General features: G+C 41.8%; 19 protein-coding genes, 1 pseudogene, 1 riboswitch and 1 other annotated feature. Of the genes and pseudogenes, 13 read left to right on the plus strand and 7 right to left on the minus strand.

Annotation, left to right across the window (positions count from 1 at the left end; genetic code table 11):
* Positions 1 to 446 precede the first annotated feature (446 nt).
* From ADA55_RS15430 to ADA55_RS15445, 4 genes are all read left to right on the plus strand, one after another.
* Complete coding sequence (locus ADA55_RS15430) at positions 447 to 767, plus strand: PadR family transcriptional regulator (RefSeq protein ID WP_016131412.1); 321 nt, start codon at positions 447 to 449, stop codon at positions 765 to 767.
* Between the two features lie 63 nt (positions 768 to 830).
* Positions 831 to 1,184: a DUF1048 domain-containing protein gene (locus ADA55_RS15435; protein WP_034305937.1), complete on the plus strand. Its 354-nt coding sequence runs from the start codon at positions 831 to 833 to the stop codon at positions 1,182 to 1,184.
* Positions 1,185 to 1,382: 198 nt separating this feature from the next.
* A complete protein-coding gene (locus tag ADA55_RS15440) occupies positions 1,383 to 2,144 on the plus strand; it encodes an ABC transporter ATP-binding protein (protein WP_048685510.1) in 762 nt (253 codons plus the stop codon).
* On the plus strand, positions 2,145 to 2,894 hold the full coding sequence (locus tag ADA55_RS15445) for an ABC transporter permease (protein ID WP_048685514.1): 750 nt from the start codon (positions 2,145 to 2,147) through the stop codon (positions 2,892 to 2,894). It abuts the gene before it with no gap.
* 449 nt (positions 2,895 to 3,343) lie between these two features.
* Here ADA55_RS15445 and rluF read toward each other — a convergent pair whose 3' ends face one another.
* The 4 genes from rluF to brnQ all read right to left on the minus strand — a co-directional run bounded on the left by rluF (position 3,344) and on the right by brnQ (position 7,584).
* Positions 3,344 to 4,051, minus strand: a complete 708-nt coding sequence (gene rluF / locus ADA55_RS15450) for a 23S rRNA pseudouridine(2604) synthase RluF (protein ID WP_034305927.1) — start codon at positions 4,049 to 4,051, stop codon at positions 3,344 to 3,346.
* 117 nt (positions 4,052 to 4,168) lie between these two features.
* Positions 4,169 to 5,068 (minus strand): DMT family transporter, encoded by a 900-nt coding sequence (locus tag ADA55_RS15455; protein WP_048685520.1) that lies wholly within the window; start codon positions 5,066 to 5,068, stop codon positions 4,169 to 4,171.
* 129 nt (positions 5,069 to 5,197) lie between these two features.
* Positions 5,198 to 6,130, minus strand: a complete 933-nt coding sequence (locus ADA55_RS15460; RefSeq protein ID WP_048685523.1) for an aldo/keto reductase — start codon at positions 6,128 to 6,130, stop codon at positions 5,198 to 5,200.
* Positions 6,131 to 6,252: 122 nt separating this feature from the next.
* Positions 6,253 to 7,584 (minus strand): branched-chain amino acid transport system II carrier protein, encoded by a 1,332-nt coding sequence (brnQ, locus tag ADA55_RS15465; protein WP_048685526.1) that lies wholly within the window; start codon positions 7,582 to 7,584, stop codon positions 6,253 to 6,255.
* 98 nt (positions 7,585 to 7,682) lie between these two features.
* Positions 7,683 to 7,929 (minus strand) — a binding site (T-box leader).
* Positions 7,930 to 8,135: 206 nt separating this feature from the next.
* Here brnQ and ADA55_RS30060 point away from each other — a divergent pair.
* The 6 genes from ADA55_RS30060 (at position 8,136) to ADA55_RS15490 (ending at position 16,182) form a co-directional block, all read left to right on the plus strand.
* Positions 8,136 to 8,309 (plus strand): hypothetical protein, encoded by a 174-nt coding sequence (locus tag ADA55_RS30060; protein ID WP_164468807.1) that lies wholly within the window; start codon positions 8,136 to 8,138, stop codon positions 8,307 to 8,309.
* 495 nt (positions 8,310 to 8,804) lie between these two features.
* Positions 8,805 to 11,546, plus strand: a complete 2,742-nt coding sequence (locus ADA55_RS15470; protein WP_226990480.1) for a GTPase domain-containing protein — start codon at positions 8,805 to 8,807, stop codon at positions 11,544 to 11,546.
* Positions 11,547 to 11,640: 94 nt separating this feature from the next.
* A riboswitch (SAM riboswitch) is annotated at positions 11,641 to 11,746 on the plus strand.
* 115 nt (positions 11,747 to 11,861) lie between these two features.
* Positions 11,862 to 12,974: a sugar ABC transporter substrate-binding protein gene (locus ADA55_RS15475; protein WP_048685529.1), complete on the plus strand. Its 1,113-nt coding sequence runs from the start codon at positions 11,862 to 11,864 to the stop codon at positions 12,972 to 12,974.
* Positions 12,975 to 13,030: 56 nt separating this feature from the next.
* Positions 13,031 to 14,533, plus strand: coding sequence for a sugar ABC transporter ATP-binding protein (locus tag ADA55_RS15480; RefSeq protein WP_048685532.1), 1,503 nt, complete (start codon positions 13,031 to 13,033; stop codon positions 14,531 to 14,533).
* Position 14,534: 1 nt separating this feature from the next.
* Positions 14,535 to 15,539 carry an ABC transporter permease gene (locus ADA55_RS15485; RefSeq protein WP_048685534.1) on the plus strand — a complete coding sequence of 335 codons (1,005 nt, stop codon included), beginning with the start codon at positions 14,535 to 14,537 and terminating at the stop codon, positions 15,537 to 15,539.
* 283 nt (positions 15,540 to 15,822) lie between these two features.
* Positions 15,823 to 16,182 carry a winged helix-turn-helix transcriptional regulator gene (locus ADA55_RS15490; protein ID WP_048685536.1) on the plus strand — a complete coding sequence of 120 codons (360 nt, stop codon included), beginning with the start codon at positions 15,823 to 15,825 and terminating at the stop codon, positions 16,180 to 16,182.
* A gap of 71 nt (positions 16,183 to 16,253) precedes the next feature.
* Here ADA55_RS15490 and ADA55_RS15495 read toward each other — a convergent pair whose 3' ends face one another.
* The gene (locus tag ADA55_RS15495; RefSeq protein WP_048685539.1) at positions 16,254 to 16,784 is read right to left on the minus strand and encodes an NAD(P)H-dependent oxidoreductase; all 531 of its coding nucleotides are present in this window, start codon (positions 16,782 to 16,784) and stop codon (positions 16,254 to 16,256) included.
* Between the two features lie 353 nt (positions 16,785 to 17,137).
* Between ADA55_RS15495 and ADA55_RS15500 the strand changes: the two are divergent.
* Positions 17,138 to 17,475 (plus strand): annotated as a pseudogene (locus ADA55_RS15500) (ABC transporter permease); the annotation flags it as partial.
* Positions 17,476 to 17,557: 82 nt separating this feature from the next.
* Here the strand turns inward: ADA55_RS15500 and ADA55_RS15505 are convergent.
* Entirely contained in the window at positions 17,558 to 18,181 is a 624-nt protein-coding gene (locus ADA55_RS15505; RefSeq protein WP_048685545.1) for a nitroreductase family protein, read from the minus strand.
* 125 nt (positions 18,182 to 18,306) lie between these two features.
* Here ADA55_RS15505 and ADA55_RS15510 point away from each other — a divergent pair, with 125 nt between their 5' ends.
* Entirely contained in the window at positions 18,307 to 18,657 is a 351-nt protein-coding gene (locus tag ADA55_RS15510) for a winged helix-turn-helix transcriptional regulator (protein ID WP_034305903.1), read from the plus strand.
* Positions 18,658 to 18,941: 284 nt separating this feature from the next.
* Positions 18,942 to 19,925 carry a ketoacyl-ACP synthase III gene (locus ADA55_RS15515; protein ID WP_048685547.1) on the plus strand — a complete coding sequence of 328 codons (984 nt, stop codon included), beginning with the start codon at positions 18,942 to 18,944 and terminating at the stop codon, positions 19,923 to 19,925.
* Positions 19,926 to 20,294: 369 nt separating this feature from the next.
* Here ADA55_RS15515 and ADA55_RS15520 read toward each other — a convergent pair.
* The coding region (locus ADA55_RS15520) for an IS110 family transposase (protein ID WP_048685551.1) at positions 20,295 to 20,870 on the minus strand (576 nt) is incomplete at its 5' end.

Genomic DNA, 20,870 nt, shown 5'->3' on the forward strand with positions numbered 1-20,870 from the left:
GCATGAAACTCACAGGTACAAGTGAAATTCACGAGTAAAACAGCATAATTCACGAGTAAAAGTGCGAAACTCACGAGTAAAAGCGTGAAACTCACGGATAAAAGCATGAAACTCACAGGTACAAGTGAAATTCACGAGTAAAACAGCATAATTTACGTCGGATGTATCCAATGGAGAGAGCTGGTTTTTTAAAAAAATCAATTTGACAGTCACCCTACTGCGTGTTACAACATACCTTGTAGTAAGTAACGCAAGATACCGATATCACCGAGTAGTGAAGTTGCAGGAATATTTTTAAGAAAAAAAGTTGACACCTCCGCTACTCAGTGTTACAGTTTAGTTGTAATAAGTAATACTAAATAGCGTGATTTCCCAAAAGCTATTCAGGATAAAAATTCCCCTCGGAACTACGCTATAATATAAGTCACAAATAGAGGAGGCTGAACATGGAAAATTTAACTGAAATGCTGAAGGGTTCGCTGGAAGGCTGCGTGCTGGAAATCATCAGCCGCCATGAAACCTATGGCTACGAGATTACCCGCCGCCTGAATGAGCTTGGGTTTACTGAAGTCGTGGAAGGGACGGTCTATACCATCCTCGTGCGATTAGAAAAGAAAAAACTGGTGAACATAGAGAAGAAACCGTCAGATATGGGGCCGCCCCGCAAGTTTTACTCACTTAATGAGGCTGGACGCCAGGAACTTGAATTGTTTTGGAAAAAATGGGATTTTGTATCATCAAAAATCAATGTCTTAAAGTCAATCTAGCTTCATAAGATATTCCGTACGCTATTTTTGGAGTGTCTTGGATAAAAAAGGAGGAAAAATAACATGATGGAATTATTCAAAAAAATGATTGGTGATAAAAAAGAGTATAAAATGATGATGGCACGGGTTGAAGCTCTGCCAGAGGACTACCAATTTGTATTTAAGAAAATTCAAAACTATATGTGGAATTTCTCAGCGGGCAACGGGATGGATATGCTGCACATGCAGTATGAATTAATCGAGTTGTTCGAAGCCGGTGCTGCGGAAGGCAGGCAAGTGCTGGAAATCACTGGGGACGATGTGGCATCCTTTGCCGACGAACTAGTGGCAAATGCTAGAACCTATTTCGCCAAGTATCGTGAGGATTTGAATGACAGTATCATGAAGCGATTGGGAAAAAATAAATTCAATAAATAATTCCGACTGAATAGCTGGTTACAAATGTGAAATGCCACCTTCGCTATTCAGTTATATTTCAACTCGGTAGTAAGTCATACAGATTATCAGTCAGACTAAATAGAGAACTATAGGCAATTTAGTTCCGCTAGGCGCTCGGAAGGATAAATACGAATCTTACAAGCGGCATTACTGCGCTATTAAAAGGAGGAAAAAAATATGAGCAATGCAGTGATTTCAGTAAAAGGGTTAAAAAAGTCATTTAAAGACAATGAAGTCTTAAAGGGGGTGGATTTTGAGGTGCGGCGTGGCGAAATTTTCGCACTCCTGGGCTCAAATGGAGCGGGCAAGACGACGACGGTCAACATCCTCTCGACTCTGATGAAGTCCGATGGCGGCGAAGTAGGTATTTGCGGCTTTGACGTTCAACGTGAACCGGATCATGTTCGCCAGAGCATCAGCCTGACAGGGCAGTTTGCAGCTTTAGACGGCATGCTCACCGGGCGGGAAAACCTGCTGATGATCGCCAAGCTGCGGGGAGTTTCCAATCCCGCTCAAGTCGCCGACAATCTGCTTGCGAGATTCAGCCTGACCGATGCGGCCAACCGCCGGGCGGATAAATATTCCGGCGGGATGAAGCGCCGGCTTGACATCGCCATGAGCCTGATCGGGACGCCAGCAGTCATTTTTCTCGACGAACCGACGACAGGGCTTGACCCCGAAGCGCGGATTGAAGTCTGGGATACAGTTAAGGAGCTAGCTGGAGGAGGCACGACAATTCTGCTGACGACCCAGTACCTTGAGGAAGCCGAACAACTGGCGGACCGTATCGCCATCCTGCATGGCGGAAAGATCATCTCGACCGGGACCCTTACCGAACTCAAGGAGATGTTCCCGCCAGCAAAGGTAGAGTACATCGAGAAGCAGCCGACATTGGAGGAAATTTTCCTCGCAATCATCGGCAAAAAGGAGGAGTTGTAAATGAATAACAAAACAGGGGTATTACTAGGGCGTTTAATGCGCAACATCATGCGCAGCCCGGATACAATTATCACGGTGGCGATTACGCCGATTATGATGATGCTGCTGTTTGTCTACGTATTTGGCGGCGCCATAGAGGCAGGCACGGACAACTACGTCAATTATTTATTGCCGGGAATCTTGCTGATGGCTATCGCATCCGGCGTCGCTTACACTTCCGTACGGCTGTTTACGGATGTAAAGAGCGGGTTGATGGCGCGTTTCATTACCATGCCCATCAAGCGCTCGTCGGTATTGTGGGCTCACGTGTTGACCTCGCTTGTATCCAATTTGCTTACTGTCGTCGTGGTTATCCTCGTCGCACTCTTGATGGGCTTCCGTTCCAGCGCTGATATCCTGGATTGGCTAGCGGTAGCTGGGATAATCGTGCTGTTTACGCTGGCGCTGACATGGCTGGCGGTCATTCCTGGATTGACAGCGGGGTCTTTGGAAGGGGCGACAGCCTACTCGTACCCGCTGATTTTCCTGCCGTTTATCAGTTCGGCCTTTGTCCCCACCGAAACCATGCCTAAAATTGTCCGTGCGTTCGCCGAGAACCAGCCAGTGACTTCAATCGTGAATGCGATTCGTGCCCTTTTGTATGAAGGGTCTGTTGGGAACGATATCTGGATTGCGCTTGCCTGGTGCGTCGGCATCATGGTCATCGCTTACTTTTTCGCCAGTAAAGTATTTAAACGCCAGTTCGGGTAAGTACACCATTATCGGATTGGTCATTTCAAGTCAGCTTATGCGATGAATGAAGCACATGGAAGACTGCTTAAATGCCGGGGCAACCATCGATGAAATCATGGAAACCTTAAAATTGGTATGATTGGTGACGGCCACTTAACCCATAATGAGATTTGCCATACTTGCTTTAGAAGAATTTACAGCAAAAGGGTAGTGTTCATTCGCAGAGGAGAAATGAAAAGAATAAAGCACGTAGATGTAATTGACAGGAAATAGATTCAGAAACAAAACCAATTCCTTTCATTATCAAAAAATGCGTGGAACTCACGAGTAAAAGTACAAAATTCACGAGTAAAAGCGTAAAACTCACGAGTAAATCAGCAAAACTACGAATAAAAGTAAAATGATTGCAGGAAATTCTCCTGAAATTAAAAAGCGATGCCCCCGGAATTCTGGGGGCATCTTCATTATCATCTTTTCCTAGGGGAATAATCCAATTCCTTAAATAGTTCCGTCAATTCATCCTCGGTCAGATCGCGCCATTGTCCGATCGCCAGTCCGTCCAGATGGATGTTCATGATCCGGATTCGATGTAAATCACGGACTTCATAACCTAGTGCGGAACACATACGGCGGATTTGCCTGTTCAGCCCTTGCATTAAAGTGATGTTAAATGTGTATTTGGTCAACTGCTCAACTTTACAAGGAAGTGTTTTTGTATCCAAAATCTCCACTCCGGATGACATATCTTTAATGAAGGAAGCGGTAAGTGGCTTATCTACGGTTACGATGTATTCTTTTTCATGCTTGTTTTCTGCACGAAGGATTTCATTAACGATATCTCCGTCATTTGTAAGAAGGATCAGGCCGCTTGAGTCTTTGTCCAGCCGTCCGATATGAAAAATACGAAGCGGATGATTTACAAAATCAACGATGTTCCCTTTTATGTGTTTTTCGGTCGTACTTGTAATCCCTATCGGTTTATTCAGTGCAATATAGACATTTTGCTGTTCGACTTTTATCGGCTTGCCGTCCACCCGGACATCATCGCCGGGTTCAGCTTGACTGCCGAGCTCAGCTACAGTGCCATTAATCGTCACACGTCCCTCGGCTATCCATTTGTCTGCGCCTCGTCGCGAGGTAATTCCGGATTCACTGATAAATTTATTGATCCTCAACTAAAGCACACCTTTACATTCAGATTTTCTTCTTTAAAGGATAACGTAAATCATGGTGCATAGACAAGGGGAAAAGAGAAGAAAGCGTTCGTTGATGAGTATCACTGTGGATGCCCTTTACATGTTCTTCGTGACAGCTGACGGATCTGCTTTTTTCTTTTTGCTTGTCAGGTAGACCCCGAGGAAAACAAGGAGGCCACCGAGGGTTTGGATGGTCGTAATCGCATGACCCAAAATAAGGTTAAGAATGGCTGTAAATACTGCAATTAGATTTAGATAAATCCCAGCCTGGCCGGCATTGATATGACGAAGGGAAATATTCCAGAAAATAAATGACCCGACAGAAGGGAAAATCCCGATATATAAGAGACCGATGATGGCTTTACTGCTTAAATCAAGGTTCATTCCCGAGCCAATGGCAAATGGAGCAATGAGAATCAATCCGAGAAATACGGAAACGGCAGTGGCTGAGATGATCGGAATGTTTTTCAATTTTTTCCCGATTATAGAATAGAAGGTCCAAACGAGAATAGCCAGGATCATCAATAGGTCGCCTTTATTATAAGTGAGCTGGAATATATCCAGAAGGTGTCCTTTTGTCAAGACCAATAAAACGCCGAATAAAGATATGATAAGTCCGAGTGAATGGAGGGATGAAATTTTCTCCTTTAACAGCAAAGCGGAAAAAAGAACAATTAATGCAGGGTTCATGGAATTGACAAGAGCGGCATTCATGGAAGTTGTATAGGTCAGAGCCCAATAAAGGAAAAAATTATAACTGATGATCCCGAGCACACCCATGACTAATAACAATTTCCAGGCTTTCCATACACTCTTCCAGTCTGGCTTTTCAATCCATTGCGCTAAAGGAAACAATAAGAAAACGGCGATTAGCCATCGCGTAAATGTTAGTTGGATCGGGGAAAGTTCGGTCACAACGTACTTTCCGAATATATAATTACCGGCCCAGAACAAATTTGCCAAGATAAGAAATAAAATAACAATAGATTTTTTCATCTGACTGCCTCTTCCTCAATTTATGGAATATTCACTAAATATAGCAAAATGGGGGTGCCAAAGCAATATATGGGGCCAGGATAAAAAGGCCGTTCAACTTGAGCTGAACAGCCTTTTCACACATCTATATTAAGCGAAAATGGCACTGATTTCGGCGATTTCATCCATGGTTAGATCGACGTCCAAGGCTTGTAGGTTGCGTGTGACCTGTTCCGGTTTCTTCGCTCCGGGAATCAGTACATCTATCGAGTGCCTAGTTAAATACCAAGCTAGTACGACATCGGCGACATCGGTATGCTTCCTTTTGGCAATCGCCCGTACTTCTTCCACTTTTTGCAGGTTGCTTACAAAGGCTTGTCCTTGGAAAAGCGGACTTTTTGCCCGGCCGTCATCGAATGTTGATTCTTGATTATATTTGCCGCCGAGCAAACCGGAAGCAAGGGGGAAATAAGGAATGAAGGAAATATTATTTTCGGCTGTATATGGCAGCAGGTCTTGTTCTGCCTCCCGTTTGAATAGATTGTACTCGGATTGCAGGACATCGACATAGCCGTCTTTATTCGCTTCCTTCAATTGTTCGAACGAAAAGTTAGAGACGCCGATTGACTTTATCTTGCCTGCATCCTTCAATTCCTTTAAGGCACCTACTGCTTCATCTTTAGGGGTATCACCATCAGGGAAATGGATATAGAATAAGTCGATGTAGTCTGTTTGGAGCCTTTTTAGACTCGAGTCCACGGCATTTTTCAGAAAAGCGGGAGAGTTATCAAAAACGATGCTCCCATCGACAAATTTGTGTGCCCCTTTGGTGGCAAGGACTATGTCTTCGCGTTTGCGACTCTCTTTTAGGATTTCACCGATAAGTTCTTCTGAACGTTCAGGACCGTAAATGTAAGCTGTATCCCAAAAGTTGATTCCTTCTTCCAATGCCGTTCTCAAAACATCCCTTCCTGTATCCTCACTTAGATTAGGGAAAAGGTTATGTCCGCCAATTGCATTCGTGCCAAGGCCAATCGGGTTTACATACAGATCTGTTTTACCAATACGGGTTTGCTTAGACATATTACTTATCATCTCCTTTGACCCCATCATAACAAAAAGTCGTTGCCGATTTCCAAAATAAAGCAATGAAGGTGTGTACAAAATAAGCAGATGACCGGTAAAATCACCTGCTTACTTCATTATTATAACGTTTCGATTTCCATCTCCTCAGCTGGAGCTGTTTGTCCGATCTGACTGAGCAGAATGCCAAGGGCTGTACCGACGAGAGCAGGGATGACCCACTCCATGCCGTAAGCGGAAAGGGGAAGGACATCAGTCAAGGTTTGTACGGGTCCTAATTGTAAGCCGAAAGCATTCAGCCCATCCATCAAGGCGAAAACTCCTGTGAAAGTCATTGCACTGCGATAAACCTTCTTCTGGTTTTTGAAATGGCGGCTGAAGAATGTCAGGACAATCAGGACGATCGTTAGCGGATAAGCCATCACAAGGAATGGTACCGATACTTTCAGAATTTGATTCAGACCCATATTTGAAAGGATGAAACCGACGATTGTTACAATCAGAATGACGGTTTTATATTTCAGCCTTGGGAAAAGTTTTGAGAAATACTGTCCGCAAGCAGTCGTCAACCCGACAACGGTGGTGAAGCATGCCAAAGTGAAAATGATGCCAAGAAGGACCTTCCCGCCGGTTCCTAGTAAAAGGGTGGATGCGACAGTGAGGATATCCGTTCCGTTTTCGAATGACCCACCGGCCGCCATGCGTGCTCCCATTACACCTAAGGAGATATAAACTAAAGAAAGCAAAACGCCAGCGATGAGACCCGCTTTTACTGTATATCTCGTCAATTGTTTTCGTTCGGAAATCCCCCTTTGCTGGATTGAAGTAAGGATGACGATCCCAAAGGCCAAGGCAGCTAGAGCATCCATCGTGTTGTAGCCTTCGATGAACCCTTTTGAAAAGGCTCCTGCAGCATATGCTTCGGTTGGAGCTTGGAAAGGAGCATCAAGCTTTAAGAACCCAACGACACAGAGAATGACCATGGACAAAAGTAGAACGGGCGTGATCCAGCGTCCCATGAAGGTTTCCATTTTTTCCGGGTTCAATGAAATGGCATAAACGATGATGAAAAATATGGTTGTGAACATGAATAGAAATAGTGGTTGATCCACAGAGTCGCCAAGATACGGCTTGAAGCCCATTTCATAGGCAACATTTGCATTCCGCGGAATGGCCAGAAACGGCCCGATGCTTAAATAGATTACGACCATGAACAACGTGCTGAATAGGGGATGTACTCGGGCACCGATGGTTTGTGCCCCGCCTTTAACAAGTGAGACTGCAAGAAGCACCAAAATTGGCAGGCCGACTCCGGTGGCGACAAAACCGGCAATGGCTGGCCAGAAAGAAGTTCCAGAAGATGCTCCTAAAAATGGAGGGAATATGAGATTCCCGGCTCCGAAGAACATTGAGAAAAGCATAAGGCCGATAAATAATGTGTCTGTTTTTTTCATGGTGATTTCTCCTTTTTTTAAAATGATAACTCCCGCCGACTGGCCTGAAAAAGGCTAATTAAAGTGTTTTGTGCAAATAAAAAACTCGCCCCTGAAAAATCAGGGACGAGTTTGTGCTCGCGTTACCACCCATATTCCGCACTTCAAAGAAGCTGCGGCACTCAGTCAACGTACGAATTCATACGTGATCCATTGTAACGGCGGAAACCCGTCAAAGCCTACTGCATTTTCAGCTTTGCATCTCAGAGATGATTTTCGGATAGGCCTTGGACATCGACTTCCACCACATGTCGACTCTCTGTGGAACAGGGTTCTCATCTTACTCTTTCTCTTCATAGATTTTATAATATAAAGATAATTTAGCAAATTCTGATTATGAAGTCAACATAATTTATCATTAATCCTTTTAAAGGAGCAGGAAATTAGTCCCCATTTGGCGAAACCTCCTTTATTAAGAGTGTTTTTTGAAGAAGAATAGGATATTACTCCCTATTATCTTTCTAATCGCAACTATATTATAATAGAAGCAGAACACTAAAGGAGACAACAGTATGTCTGAAAACAAAAAATTAAGCCTGGCGGATGCAGTCAAACAAAAACTGGCTCAAAAGCAAGCGGGATCAAGTAAAGATAAACTGGAAACAGGCGTTGTGAAGAAAACGAAACAGCTTAAAAGCCAGTTGACCAAAAAGCCGAATAACCAACGTAAGCGTACAGGGGTATAATCCTAATTCGTCAAAGGACAAGTACTGTTCGGAGCTTATCATTGAGCAGTTACCTTTTATGAATGAGGGTACTGCTTTTTTATATGAATGCAAAATTGGTGATTAAGTAATGGAAGAGGCAGGGCGATTTTGTTTTTTACCGTTTATAGGTAAGTTGGAGGTCTGGGCTTCTGGTCATTTAGAGGGATGAAGAATGGTTCGCTCACTTCTAGCTGATATGTGGTTAGACTAGAAAAACATATTTTCTCGAAAATGGAAATGACATCTTTGTATCGGTTTATTAAAAACATTACAGTTCCAGTTGTTTCTGTTTTAAAATTGTAAGAGTGGTGACATGTTGTTACCATATTGTTTTGCTAAAATAACATTTTAAGGTTTTGTAAATGATTTTTTAACTAAAGGAACCTATAAATTGAAAATTAGGTCTGCTATAAGTCTAATAGAATCAGTGATTATCCTTTAATTGAAAATATGAAATATATCGGAGGAATAAAGATGGACGAACGTCTGATCGGAAAAAAATATTATGAAACGATGCTTGAGGATACAAGGAAGCACCCCATTCAAGCTTTGGGTGAAATGTTTCTCGTGGAACAAAAAAAGGAAAGATCCGATTTAACCGCAATTAGATTTGCTCAAGGAGAGGTATATTTTCAGCACCATGACTATGAAGCAGCCATTTTTAAATGGGAAAACATAGAAGGGGAACTTGGTTCATGGGCGAAGAAAAACATCGCTGATGCGTATTTTGAATTGGAAATGTATTCAACCGCAGAGGATATCTATAAATCCGTCGATACGGATGAAGCTGTCTTGAAAACAGAAGTTCTTTTGCAGCTGTTTTCCCTGTACATAGTGGAATCGAGAAATGATTTGGCTTCCAAAGTCGTGAAAGAAGCAGTCGAGTTTCAACCGGACTACCCGAATGTCACGGAAATCGCACGCGCCTTTTTTGAAGAGCAAAAGGATTGGAACAGTGCGGTGGTATTAGCGGCGAATGAAAGTATCCGTACAGATTCAATGGGCTGGTTCGATGTGCTGAAAACGTATATCCAGCAGGGTGTTGCCCAATCGATGGAGCCGGATTATTTCTCAACTGTCCTTGGTTCGCTATACACACTCGACCAGGAACGTTTCGAGAAAATGACGGTTGCCCTTTGGAAAAATTATAAATATACGGATTCTTATTTCGAATGGTTAAGAGTGATTAATAATTTGATAGATACCATCGAATTGAACCATGCGGATGTATGGGATGAGCTTTCCGTCTATTACAGGGATGCGTATGCAGGTCTGTTAGAAGGAACGCATCTAATCAAAGAATTAAGTCCTGTCGTGCCAAGGTTGCTGGAAAACTGGCTCAAAATCGCAGACGGGGAGCTTTCGCTGTTTGCGGCGGCATCCACGTTGTCCTGGAATGAAATCTTCCCGGATACGGTCAATGCGCTGGTCATTCAGGATGCAGAGAGCCTGCTTTCGAAATCGCCTAAATTGGGAGGCGGACTGGAAGCGGGAGAGAAACTGTTCAATTCCATTATCCAGTGGGCTGAAGATAATGATTTAAGGGTTGGCAATAAGCTTAAATGGATGGTGGAGGGGCTTAAGGATACCAGGAATTTCAATCTCCTTCTTGCAGGAAGTACAGGAAATGGCAAGACATCCTTTATTCAGTCAATCGTTGGCGAGAGCATTGCTGCTGAGGACCACTCTTCCCTAGTAAGTGTCAAAGATGGGGATGATTTGGAAATCCTTGAAATTACCGATACAGATAGCAAAGTTGTCGAGGAGCTAACTGATTTGGATGAAACACGCCGTCAGCGCGGGACTATTGTCGATGTGACAATCATCAGTGACTACCTAAGAAATAATCATCTGCGGTTATTGGATACACCGGGGTTCAATGGGGAACAAAGCGTGGAATCCGATTTCCAAGGCTATTTACATGGCAGTGATGGCCTGATGTTCGTTCTTGACGCCCGGGCTCCTTTCACCGGCAGCGAAAGGGATCTGTTATTGGAAATTCAAATGATGGCTCCGAAACTGCCGATCCATTTCCTATTAAATAAAATGGATACGATATACAGTGATCAGGTCGCAGTCCGGATGGAAGACGAAACATGGGATAAAGTGAATGCATATTTTCCGAATGCGAAAGTGTTCGCTTTCTCCAAACATTATGACAGCAGGCAGCAATTGAAGGACCTTTCAGCCTTCCTTCAATCGAATTATCAAGATGATAATTGGAAGGAAAGAAGATCTGAAAAAATCCTGGCATTCATTCGTAAAACTTTATCTTATCTATTAGAAAAACGGACAGCCAATGAGCGGAAATGCGAGCATTCCATCTCTTGGAATGAGCAGATGGAAGTCAAACTGAATGGAGCGGTCAATCAACTGGCTGATCTGGAAAAAGAAAAAAGTGAAAATATCATAAGGTCGTATCGTTCGCTTAAGGACGAAGTGAAAAGTCAGCTTTATTCAAATATTCCTGAATTACTGAGGGATTGCTCTAAATCGTTAACGGAAAGCAGTGATTTCAGTCAGGTCCATGTACAGTTAAACCAGGAAATGAATGAGCGGATTCAAAACTTCATTTCTGACAAGATCATGCCTCAATATTACCGTTCTCTTCAAGACTGGATTGCCAGTTCCCAAATGGAGTTCTCACAAAGCCAGCAGTTCATGGATGAGATGAGTGCCGGATTCAATGAATTATACAAAGAAGAACGGATTACACTGGCAGGTGACTTCAGGGTGTTGGATGACTGGCGCCGTGATGCCGACCGGATGACAAGCAGTATCCGCATCGAAAACGTTAATATCCTTTTGCGCAGGACTCCATCACAATTGCTGCTTAAAGGAGCAGGGAAGCTATTTGGGGCGATACCGCAAAATAAGGCCAATATGTACAATCGTTACAAGAAATACCTGGAAAGTGAAGATTACCTGGATGTTGCCGAAATGATCACGGAACGTTTCCTAACCCAATTTGGATTGTTTGAAAAATCATTGGATCGGGACATCTCACTTTTCTATCGCAGTTCATTTGCCTTACTTCAAAAAACGATAGAGCAGACGCAGACTGAAATAAAAGACTACCAGGCTGCATTGGAGCATATGAAAGAAAATCCGGAAGTTTACCGTGATCCGATCACGTTGTTCGAAGTGAAATTAAGGCAGTTGGAGAGGCTTGAAAAAATCGAGAAAAAGCGTCTAGCCCAGCTTCAAAGAAAATAAAAATAACGGGAAACATTTCAAATATTCAAAAATCTATTGACTTTACGACTATATCCCTATAAAGTGATAATTACGAAAACGTAACACAATATATCTCTTATCAAGAGTGGCGGAGGGACTGGCCCTAAGATGCCCAGCAACCGTTCCATTAGGAATTGGTGCTAAATCCTGCAAAACAGAAATGTTTTGACAGATAAGAGAGGGACAAGTCTGCAAAACAGCCGATTAAACCTCTCTATATTAGAGAGGTTTTTATTTTGGGATTTACACCGACTTAACTGATAAGACTAATGAGAAAACATGGAGGGAAACAAGATGAGAAGGTCTATTAAAGGGATATTCATTTCTGCCATCGCTTCGGCTTTGCTTTTAACGGGTTGCTCTGCAGGGCAGAGTTCCACAGAATCGAAGAAAGAAGAAAAAGTATCATTTGAAAATGTCCCGGAGAGATTTGCTGATGGCGATGGAGCCAAAATCAAGGTGATCCGTAAAATTGGCGGTGATGATCATACTGCCCAATACCTGGCGGGGGCGAAAGAAGAAGGAGAAGCACTGGGGTTTCAAGTGGATACGTACACAGCCAATGGTGATACGGCTAAATTCCATGATGCGATAGCACAAGCTTTGGAGGAAGATTACGACGGCTATATCATTTCACATGGTGATGATGCCGCAACTGTAAATGACGTTCAGAAGTTGGTTGATGCAGGTAAAAGCGTTGTCACATTCGATTCAATAAGCGACCTATCTAAAATAGAGGGCGTGACATTAACTTCACAAGATGATGAAGCGCTGGCAACACTGGCTTTCGATAAACTGATAAAAGAACAGAAAGGTGAAGCGGCAATTGCATATCTTTGGGTGGATGGCTTTCCTCCAATGGTAAGAAGAAATGCAGTCTATCAGGAAAAATTAAAAGAAAATCCTGGGATTAAAGAAGTCGAAAGATTCGGAGTGGCATCCGCTGATACTTCGGTGCAGACACAAAATGCTGTAGCCGCAATGCTGAATAAATACCCTAAAGGTAAATTGGACGCCATTTTCGCAACATGGGATGCCTTTGCTATCGGTGCAGCCCGGGCGATTAAAGAAGCGGGCCGCGATGAAGTGAAGATATATGGAATTGATGTTTCGAATGCAGATCTCCAGGAGATCCAATCGGCTGATAGCTCATGGTCCTACACGGCAGCAGTCGATCCCAAGTTGATCGGTGCAGTGAATATGAGGATATTGGCTAAAAAATTAGCTGGCGAAGAAACGCCGCAAACATATGATTTGGAGGCATCACTTATTTCGCAAAAGCAAATCCAAGCTTCAAAAGAAGCGGTAAACATGGCAAACCTGTCTGATATTGTCGATGGCTGGGGTGTATCGACGGAATTTGAAGAAGATTGGATGAAGGTTTTGAAAGATCATTATAAAAAATAAAAAGAGACACTCTCTTTCCAGCGAAGGGAGTGTCTGTTCTATAAGGGGGAATGGACATGGGCAAGCAACTAGAAATGAAGAAGATTTCGATTGAATTTCCGGGGGTGAAGGCGCTGAGTGATGTTGATTTTTCCGTACAATCAGGAACAGCCCACGCATTGGTCGGTGCAAACGGAGCAGGGAAATCGACGTTAATGAAAGTTTTATCGGGAGCCCATGTTCATTATTCAGGTGACATTTTTATTGATGGGATGAAGCGGGATATCCGCTCGCCAAAAGCTGCTCAGGAACAGGGCATTCAAATAGTTTATCAGGAAGTGGATACCGCCCTCATCCCTTATTTAACAGTTGGGGAAAATGTAATGTTGAATGATATGGTCCAAAACATGGGGAAAAAACAAAGGGTACAATGGAAAGAACTGCACAACAAAGCCACTTCTATTCTTGAAGATATGAAAATTCATGTCCCTTCGAAAAAGCTGGTTAGAGATCTTACCTTGGCTGAAAAACAGATGGTCCTGATAGCAAGAGCCGTTTCGACAGAATGCAAATTCCTGATTCTCGACGAGCCAACTGCTCCGTTAAGTCATACGGAGACGACGGAACTTTTTCGAATTGTAAATGAATTAAAGCAAAAAGGCGTGGCAATCATTTTCATTTCACATCGTCTGCCTGAGATTTTTGAAATCTGTGAGGAAATTACGATCATGAGGAATGGGGAGCGTGTCACTTGTCGAAAAATCGAGGACATAACCCGTACCGAAGTGGTAGAGAACATGCTCGGGAAAACCATGGATGAACAGTTTCCTGAAGTGAATGCTTCGATTGGAGACGTAATTCTGGAAGTGAACGGATTGTCAGATGCCGAGAAAGTTAAGAATGTCAGTCTGAATATTAAAGCAGGCGAGATAATCGGCTTGGCTGGGTTGGTCGGGGCTGGGAAAACGGAGCTATGTAAAACCCTTTTCGGTCATACGTCCATCACAGCGGGTGAAGTCATCCTGAATGGTCGAAAGCTTTCTCTGAAATCACCGCATGAAGCAGTAAAAAGCGGGCTGGCACTTGTACCTGAGGAACGCAGGAAAGAAGGGGTCCTTGTACAGGAATCAGTCTCGGCAAACTTGACTGCAGCCAGTCTCGGAAAATTCTGCAAAACATTCAGTATCGTCGATCGTAAGGCGGAAAAGGAAAAGGCGAAGGAAACGATCGCAAGTCTCGGCATTAAAACTCCTTCAGGGGAAGTGAAGGTCGAAAACCTATCCGGTGGTAACCAGCAAAAAGTTGCCATTGGAAAATGGCTTATGGCAGATGCGGATGTATACATATTCGATGAACCAACGAAAGGGGTCGATGTCGGAGCCAAGAAGGATATATTCGAATTGATTGCAAAGCTTGCAAGGAATGGAAAAGCGATCATTTATGCATCCTCCGAGCTTTCCGAAATCATGGGCATTACCAACCGGACCTATGTGTTATATGACGGGAGCACTGTCATCGAATTAGAAACAAGCAAAACGAATGAAGAAGAACTACTATTCTATTCAACAGGAGGTAAATAGGATGAGCATACCCATTCCTGTTACACAGACAGCGAAAGCGAAGAAAAAGGTGGAACTATTCGACTTTTTCTATAAATACGGCACAATATTGACGATTATCATTCTGATTGGAATTTTCGCCGTATCCAATCCATCTTTCATCCAAACGTCTAACCTGATAAACATCCTGCGTTCCATTTCAATCGTGACCATCATTGCGATCGGCATTACGATATCACTGACCGTGGATGGCTTCGACCTTTCCGTGGGCTCCGTCGCATCATTGGCCAATGCCATCGTCATCTCGATGTTTGTCTGGTTTTCCCAGGATACATTCATCGCCATATTAGCTGCGGTCGGTGCCTCACTTTTCGTAGGGGCTTTGAATTCATTCATGATCGTTAAATTAAGAATTCCCGACATGCTGATGACATTGGCTACCATGTTCATTATTCAGGGAATTGCCCTTACTTATACAAAAGGGGCCACGGTTTCGCAAAATATGGTCATGCCCGACGGGACATTCGCAACAGGACTGATCAGCCCGTTTTTCGCCAAAATTGGCCAAGTACCATGGATAATCCTGATCATGGCCGTCATTGTGATAGCGACCCATATCTTTTTGACTTATACGAAGCACGGTCGTTATATGTACATTATTGGGGGGAATAAGGAAGCAGCGAGACTTTCTGGGATATCGGTTAATAAATACAAAATACTTGCCTATCTGATTTCAGCTCTATTTGCTGCAATCGGGGGAATTGTCCTTGCTTCAAGGGTCATGACATCGGAAATCAATTCAGGATCCCCCTATTTAATGGATGCCGTTGCAGCAGCCTTCATTGGTTCCTCCGTTTTAGGAGCGGGAAAACCGAATGCCTTTGGAACCTTCATCGGTGCAGTCCTGATCGGAATCCTTCAAAATGGGCTGATCATGATGTCCGTTCCGTATTACGCGATGGATATCGTCAAAGGAACAGTGCTGGCCCTTGCGCTCGCGGTAACCTATTACAAGCAAAAACATTAAAATGTATTCGTGCGTTACTCTACAAAAATCCAAAAAAATCCTGTTGTAATGCAACAGGATTTTTCCTTTTTAAAAAGGGATGGGTTAAGGAGATCGTCATTATTTTACTTACGCTAAAATGGTGGCAGGAGCACTTTTTGAACCCTCATTGTTGGAGTATAAAGATTGACCGCAATTGTAATCTTTATAGGAACCTTATTTCCCTTTTAATAAGATTGATAATGATCTATTGTAAAGTATGAACATCCATATCATATACTTATCTAAAGGAGAGTGTAGACTTATGCGCGAAACCTGTGTTCCGGCAGGTGTGAAACCGAATGAAACTGGCTTTGGATATACGCTGTCCTTGATAGGCGGCAAATATAAAATGATCATAATGTATTGGCTGTCTGAAAATAAGGTCATGCGTCATAATCAGCTGAAGCGAAGTATCGGTACCATTTCCTTTAAAACGCTAAGCATCATGTTAAAAGAGTTGGAGGCAGACGACCTTATCATACGCAAGGAATTCCCCCAAATACCTCCAAAAGTAGAATATTCATTATCTGAACGTGGTCTATCTCTCATCCCATTGTTAAATATGATGTGCGAGTGGGGAGAGAAAAACAGTTTGCCAGTTCAGGAGACTAAACAGCAGTAGGTGTAGCTATTTTGATTAAATCAAAAGAAGTATTTCCCTGACAAGGAAATACTTCTTTAATGAACTGCCTATTAAAGGTTATCGACAAAATTCAAATAATCTTGTGCGCTTTTTTCCAATTCGCTCACGGATGGCTCATTTTCAGCACCATAAAACGCAAAGAATGAACGATAATCTGCATTGCAGTAAAGGAAGGTAGTTTCAAAGGGAGATAATAAATGTTCAAGTGTATAGCGATATCTTCCTTCTTCACTATAATCCTCTTTGTTAATTCCGGCTGATACAGCTAAAGCAGCTTTGCGATTCTTTAATTTATCCCCTCCATTTGAACCATAAGCCCAACCATAAGTAAAAATATCGTCAAGCCATCTTTTTAGGAGAGGCGGACAATTAAACCAATAAAAAGGGAACTGTAAAACAAGATTACTATGCGATTCGATTAATTGCTGTTCTTTTTCCGCATTAATGTTTCCGTCAGGGTAAACCTTATACAATTCGTGTACTGTATACTTTTCCGGATATTTCCTTAGCGCTTCTACCCATCGCTTATTTATGAGGGATGTTTCTAGACTGGGGTGTGCTATGATAACAAGAGTTTTCAAAGATTTCTCCTCCTTAATTATTATTTATTTTAAGTATAAATTGCACTCTGCAAGTACGTAAGTATGCACTTTTAGTATAGGTACTTACCTAAAGGAGAGTGTTAAATCAGGTATAACTAAAAAAACAATCTGTAAATTCCAATATGAGGAAGATGTTAATAAGGGAAACTTAAAAGGTCAGATAGACCCGCTCATCCTGTCACTTTTACATAGGAGGGATATGTACGGCTTTGAATTAGCCAAAAATTGTTTGTGAAGAAAATATTACAGACTTACATCAGTGGGTGAAGAAGGCTTTAAACAAAAGCGCCTGGAATGGGAATTTGTAAGAGATGTGATTGATTCCTTTTTAGATTGGGGGAAATAAGGAAGCGGCTAGAATTTCCGGGATATCAGTTAATATCTATCTATTTCAGCTTTATTTGCTGCAATCGGGGGAATTGTCCTTGCTTTAAGGGGCATGAAATCGGAAATCAATTCAGGATCCCGCTATTAATACCGTCGCGGCAGCCTTCATTGGGTTCCTCCGTTTTAGGAGCGGGAAAACCGAATGCCTTTGAAACCTTCATCGGTGCAGTCCTGATCGGAATCCTTCAAAATGGGCTGATCATGGATGTCCGTTCCGTATTATGCGATGGATATCGTCAAAGGAACAGTTCTTGCCCTTGCGCTCGCGGTAACCTACTACAAGCTAGCTAAAACACTAAAGTTTTACGAAAGATTAAGAAGAAAGAGGAAGAGGGTTCTTTTTAACCCTCTTTCCAATACACTCACTATATTTTGTTTTTATAAATGACTTTGTTAACATCGTGTCTTACTGTTTTGTGACCTTCTTTCATTCCTTTCCCCATGGCAATAAGCATAACATCTAAATACCTATCGGAAATGTTTAAGGCTGACTTTAATTGTTCGGAATCATACCCGGACATTGTAATGGTTTCAAGACCTGCCTCGTTCGCCAATAAAACTAACGACATTGACGCCAGGCTTGCGTCTCTTATTAATTCAACCTTTAAATCTTCTTTTGATTTATTTAGATAATAATTGATTGCCGCGTTTGTTAGATAATCTCTTACTGATGCGTCAAAATAACCTTTTTGAAATTCATCCTCATGTATCATTATGATATTTTCTTTTTCAAATGCTTGATAATCACCTAGTATAACAACCAGTACTGAGGCTTCAATTACCTGTTGTTGATTAAAAGCGATGGGCAGTAACAAATTCTTTAAATATGGTTCATCTATAACCAGGTATCGTGTTGCTTGAATATTGTTTCCGTTAGGCGATTTACTGGCTCCTTCAATAAGTGTCGCCAACGTTTCTGGACTAATTTTATAATGGGGATCATACTGCCTTACGGAACGTCTTTTTTCTATAGTCTCTCTTACACTCATCGTGTTCACTCCCAATGTTATATTTGATTTATAATCAGAGTATAATGGACCCATGATGTAGAAGAAAATAACGCACAATAATGTGGCATAGCCACCTTTATGTGCCTATTCAGGAGGAATGAGGAATGAAGAGTCTAAATACGGGAATAAATATTTTCATGAATACTGTAGGAGGAAAGTGGAAATGCTTAATTCTCTTTTTTCTGAGTCAAAAACCAATGAGGACAAAAGAGTTTTATATTCTAATACCGGCCATAACCCAGAAAGTCTTGACCGACCAATTAAAGCAGCTGGAAAGAGATGGGCTTGTCCGAAGAGAAGTATATAAAGTAGTACCACCAAAAGTAGAATATAGTTTAACTGAGTTAGGTCAATCATTTGTACCTGTATTAAATACAATGTGTGAATGGGGCACTACATATGCAGTCGAACAAAACCTCGAAAGGCAAGATCAAATCTGTCGTCATCATAAATAAGTAAGATCTGCTTCAACTAAGGAGTGTGGATTTTTTTGACAAGTTCAGTAAGGCAAGCAGAATTTAATATTATTAGAGGAAATGTCTTGAAGATGACTTTTGGCATTCTCTCTAAAGATTGTATTAAACTAACAGGTGCTTTACTTTAAAGCTGCTTTGCCCCGCCCCGCTCTTTTTTAATGTAACGGTTAGTTGCATAAGATTTTTTTTGCTTTATAATTAGTACCAGGTGTTAATATCAAGTTATAAAATGATGCAATTCATACACACGAGGTGGCTATTCTATGTTCAAATCCAAAGCACGTATTACTGCGATAGGTTCGTATGTTCCTGAAAAAAGGTTAACAAATAAAGACTTAGAAAAAATGGTTGAAACCAATGATGAATGGATTGTTAAACGTACCGGTATTAAAGAACGAAGAATTGCACATGAAGAGGAGTTTACTAGTGATATCGGTTATAAAGCTGTAAAGGATCTAATGGAACGGTATGATAAATCTGTCGAAGATGTTGATATGATCATTGTCTGTACCTTTACTCCTGATTTCAACACTCCAAGTGTAGCATCTTTAGTCCAAGCAAAGCTAGGCATTAAGAATACTGGAGCTATTGATTTAAACGCTGCCTGTGCAGGATTTACTTATGGGCTGCATGTAGCTAATGGACTAGTAACATCGGGATTAAATAAGAAAATCCTAGTTATTGGAGCGGATACTTTATCAAAACTTATGGACTATGAAGATCGAGCCACTTGTATTTTATTTGGAGATGGCGGAGGAGCAGTTCTTGTAGAATATGATGAAAAACAGCCAAGTTTTCTTTCTTCACATTTATATTCGGAGGGTGAAGGCGGAAAACATTTATATAGTACAAACCTATCGACACGCATAAATGGTGAAGACTTAAATGATAGCGGCAACCTTGTACAAAATGGACGTGAGGTTTATAAATGGGCTGTCACGACCGTTCCAAAAGGAATGCAAACTGTGATGAAAAATGCTGAATATCAATTGAATGATGTTGATTGGTTCGTGCCGCATAGTGCAAATTTAAGAATGATCGAGTCAATATGTGAAAGAAGCGGCTTTCCAATCGAACGAACTTTATATAGCCTAGTGGAGTATGGAAATACTTCTTCAGCAACAATTCCATTAGCTTTGGAAATAGGGATAAAAGAAGGGAAGCTCCTTGGTGGTGAGAAGGTTTTATTATATGGTTTCGGCGGTGGATTAGCTCAAGCTGGATTGCTTATCGATTGGACCCTATAAAGCTATTTTCTACAACTAATAATTGAGTTTGCACTTTAAGAAGGCCTCCGATTGGCTTCCTTCTTATGGTATGACTCTCCAGAGGTATGTCCCAACATCCTTTTTCAAAAACAGAACCTTTGAACTGAAGTGTACCAAAATGTTAGGCATTTAGAGGGCATGAACCCGGTTTATCTACCGGGCTCATGCCTTTCTTACGATTAGTCAATGTCTTTGTTTGAATTAATTTATTAGTATTTAGAATGTACAGAGTGTTCAGGGTTACTAATAATAATTGGGTGACGAATTGTTAAATATATGTATACAAAATAGACCTAGCCAACTTGGATTTTTTTACTAGGTCATTTGATTATGTTATTATTTATAAAACTATGATTTGGAGGCCAACCCGTAATCATAGTTCATATTGTGTGAAATAAGAAAGAAGATGTTCTTCAAAAGCTTATTCACACAGGCGATGGACGCAACTTTATGACATTTGTTATAGGGTTGCGTTTTTAATTTGTCGTAATACTCAACGATATGATTCCGTCCGTAACGTCTCTGTTTAATCATGTTCTGAATTATTAGGAACAGCAGTTTTCGTAAGTGTTTATTACCACGCTTATTAATTTTGTCCTTAAAATAGGTTTTTCCTGATTGGAATCGGCGTATGTCAATACCCGCATAAGCATTTAATTGTTTGTTATTCTCAAAACGGTGGATGTCTCCGATTTCTGCTATTAAGCGAACTGCTGTATTGGGGCCAATGCCTGGAAAACTCAAGATCACCTTGTATTCGCTGCGTTTTTCTGCTAATTGGACCATATCATTAATACATTGTTCCTTCTGTTGGAGAAGTTCTTGATAACGTCTAGCGTATGACCGTTGTTGCTCACACAAAACATCCGATGAAGAAACAGCTGGATAGGACTGCTGGGACGCCTCAATTAGTGCGATTGCTTT

Origin of the sequence: Bacillus sp. 220_BSPC (assembly GCF_001054655.1) — a bacterium.
In the GTDB taxonomy this organism is placed as follows: domain Bacteria; phylum Bacillota; class Bacilli; order Bacillales; family DSM-1321; genus Peribacillus; species Peribacillus frigoritolerans.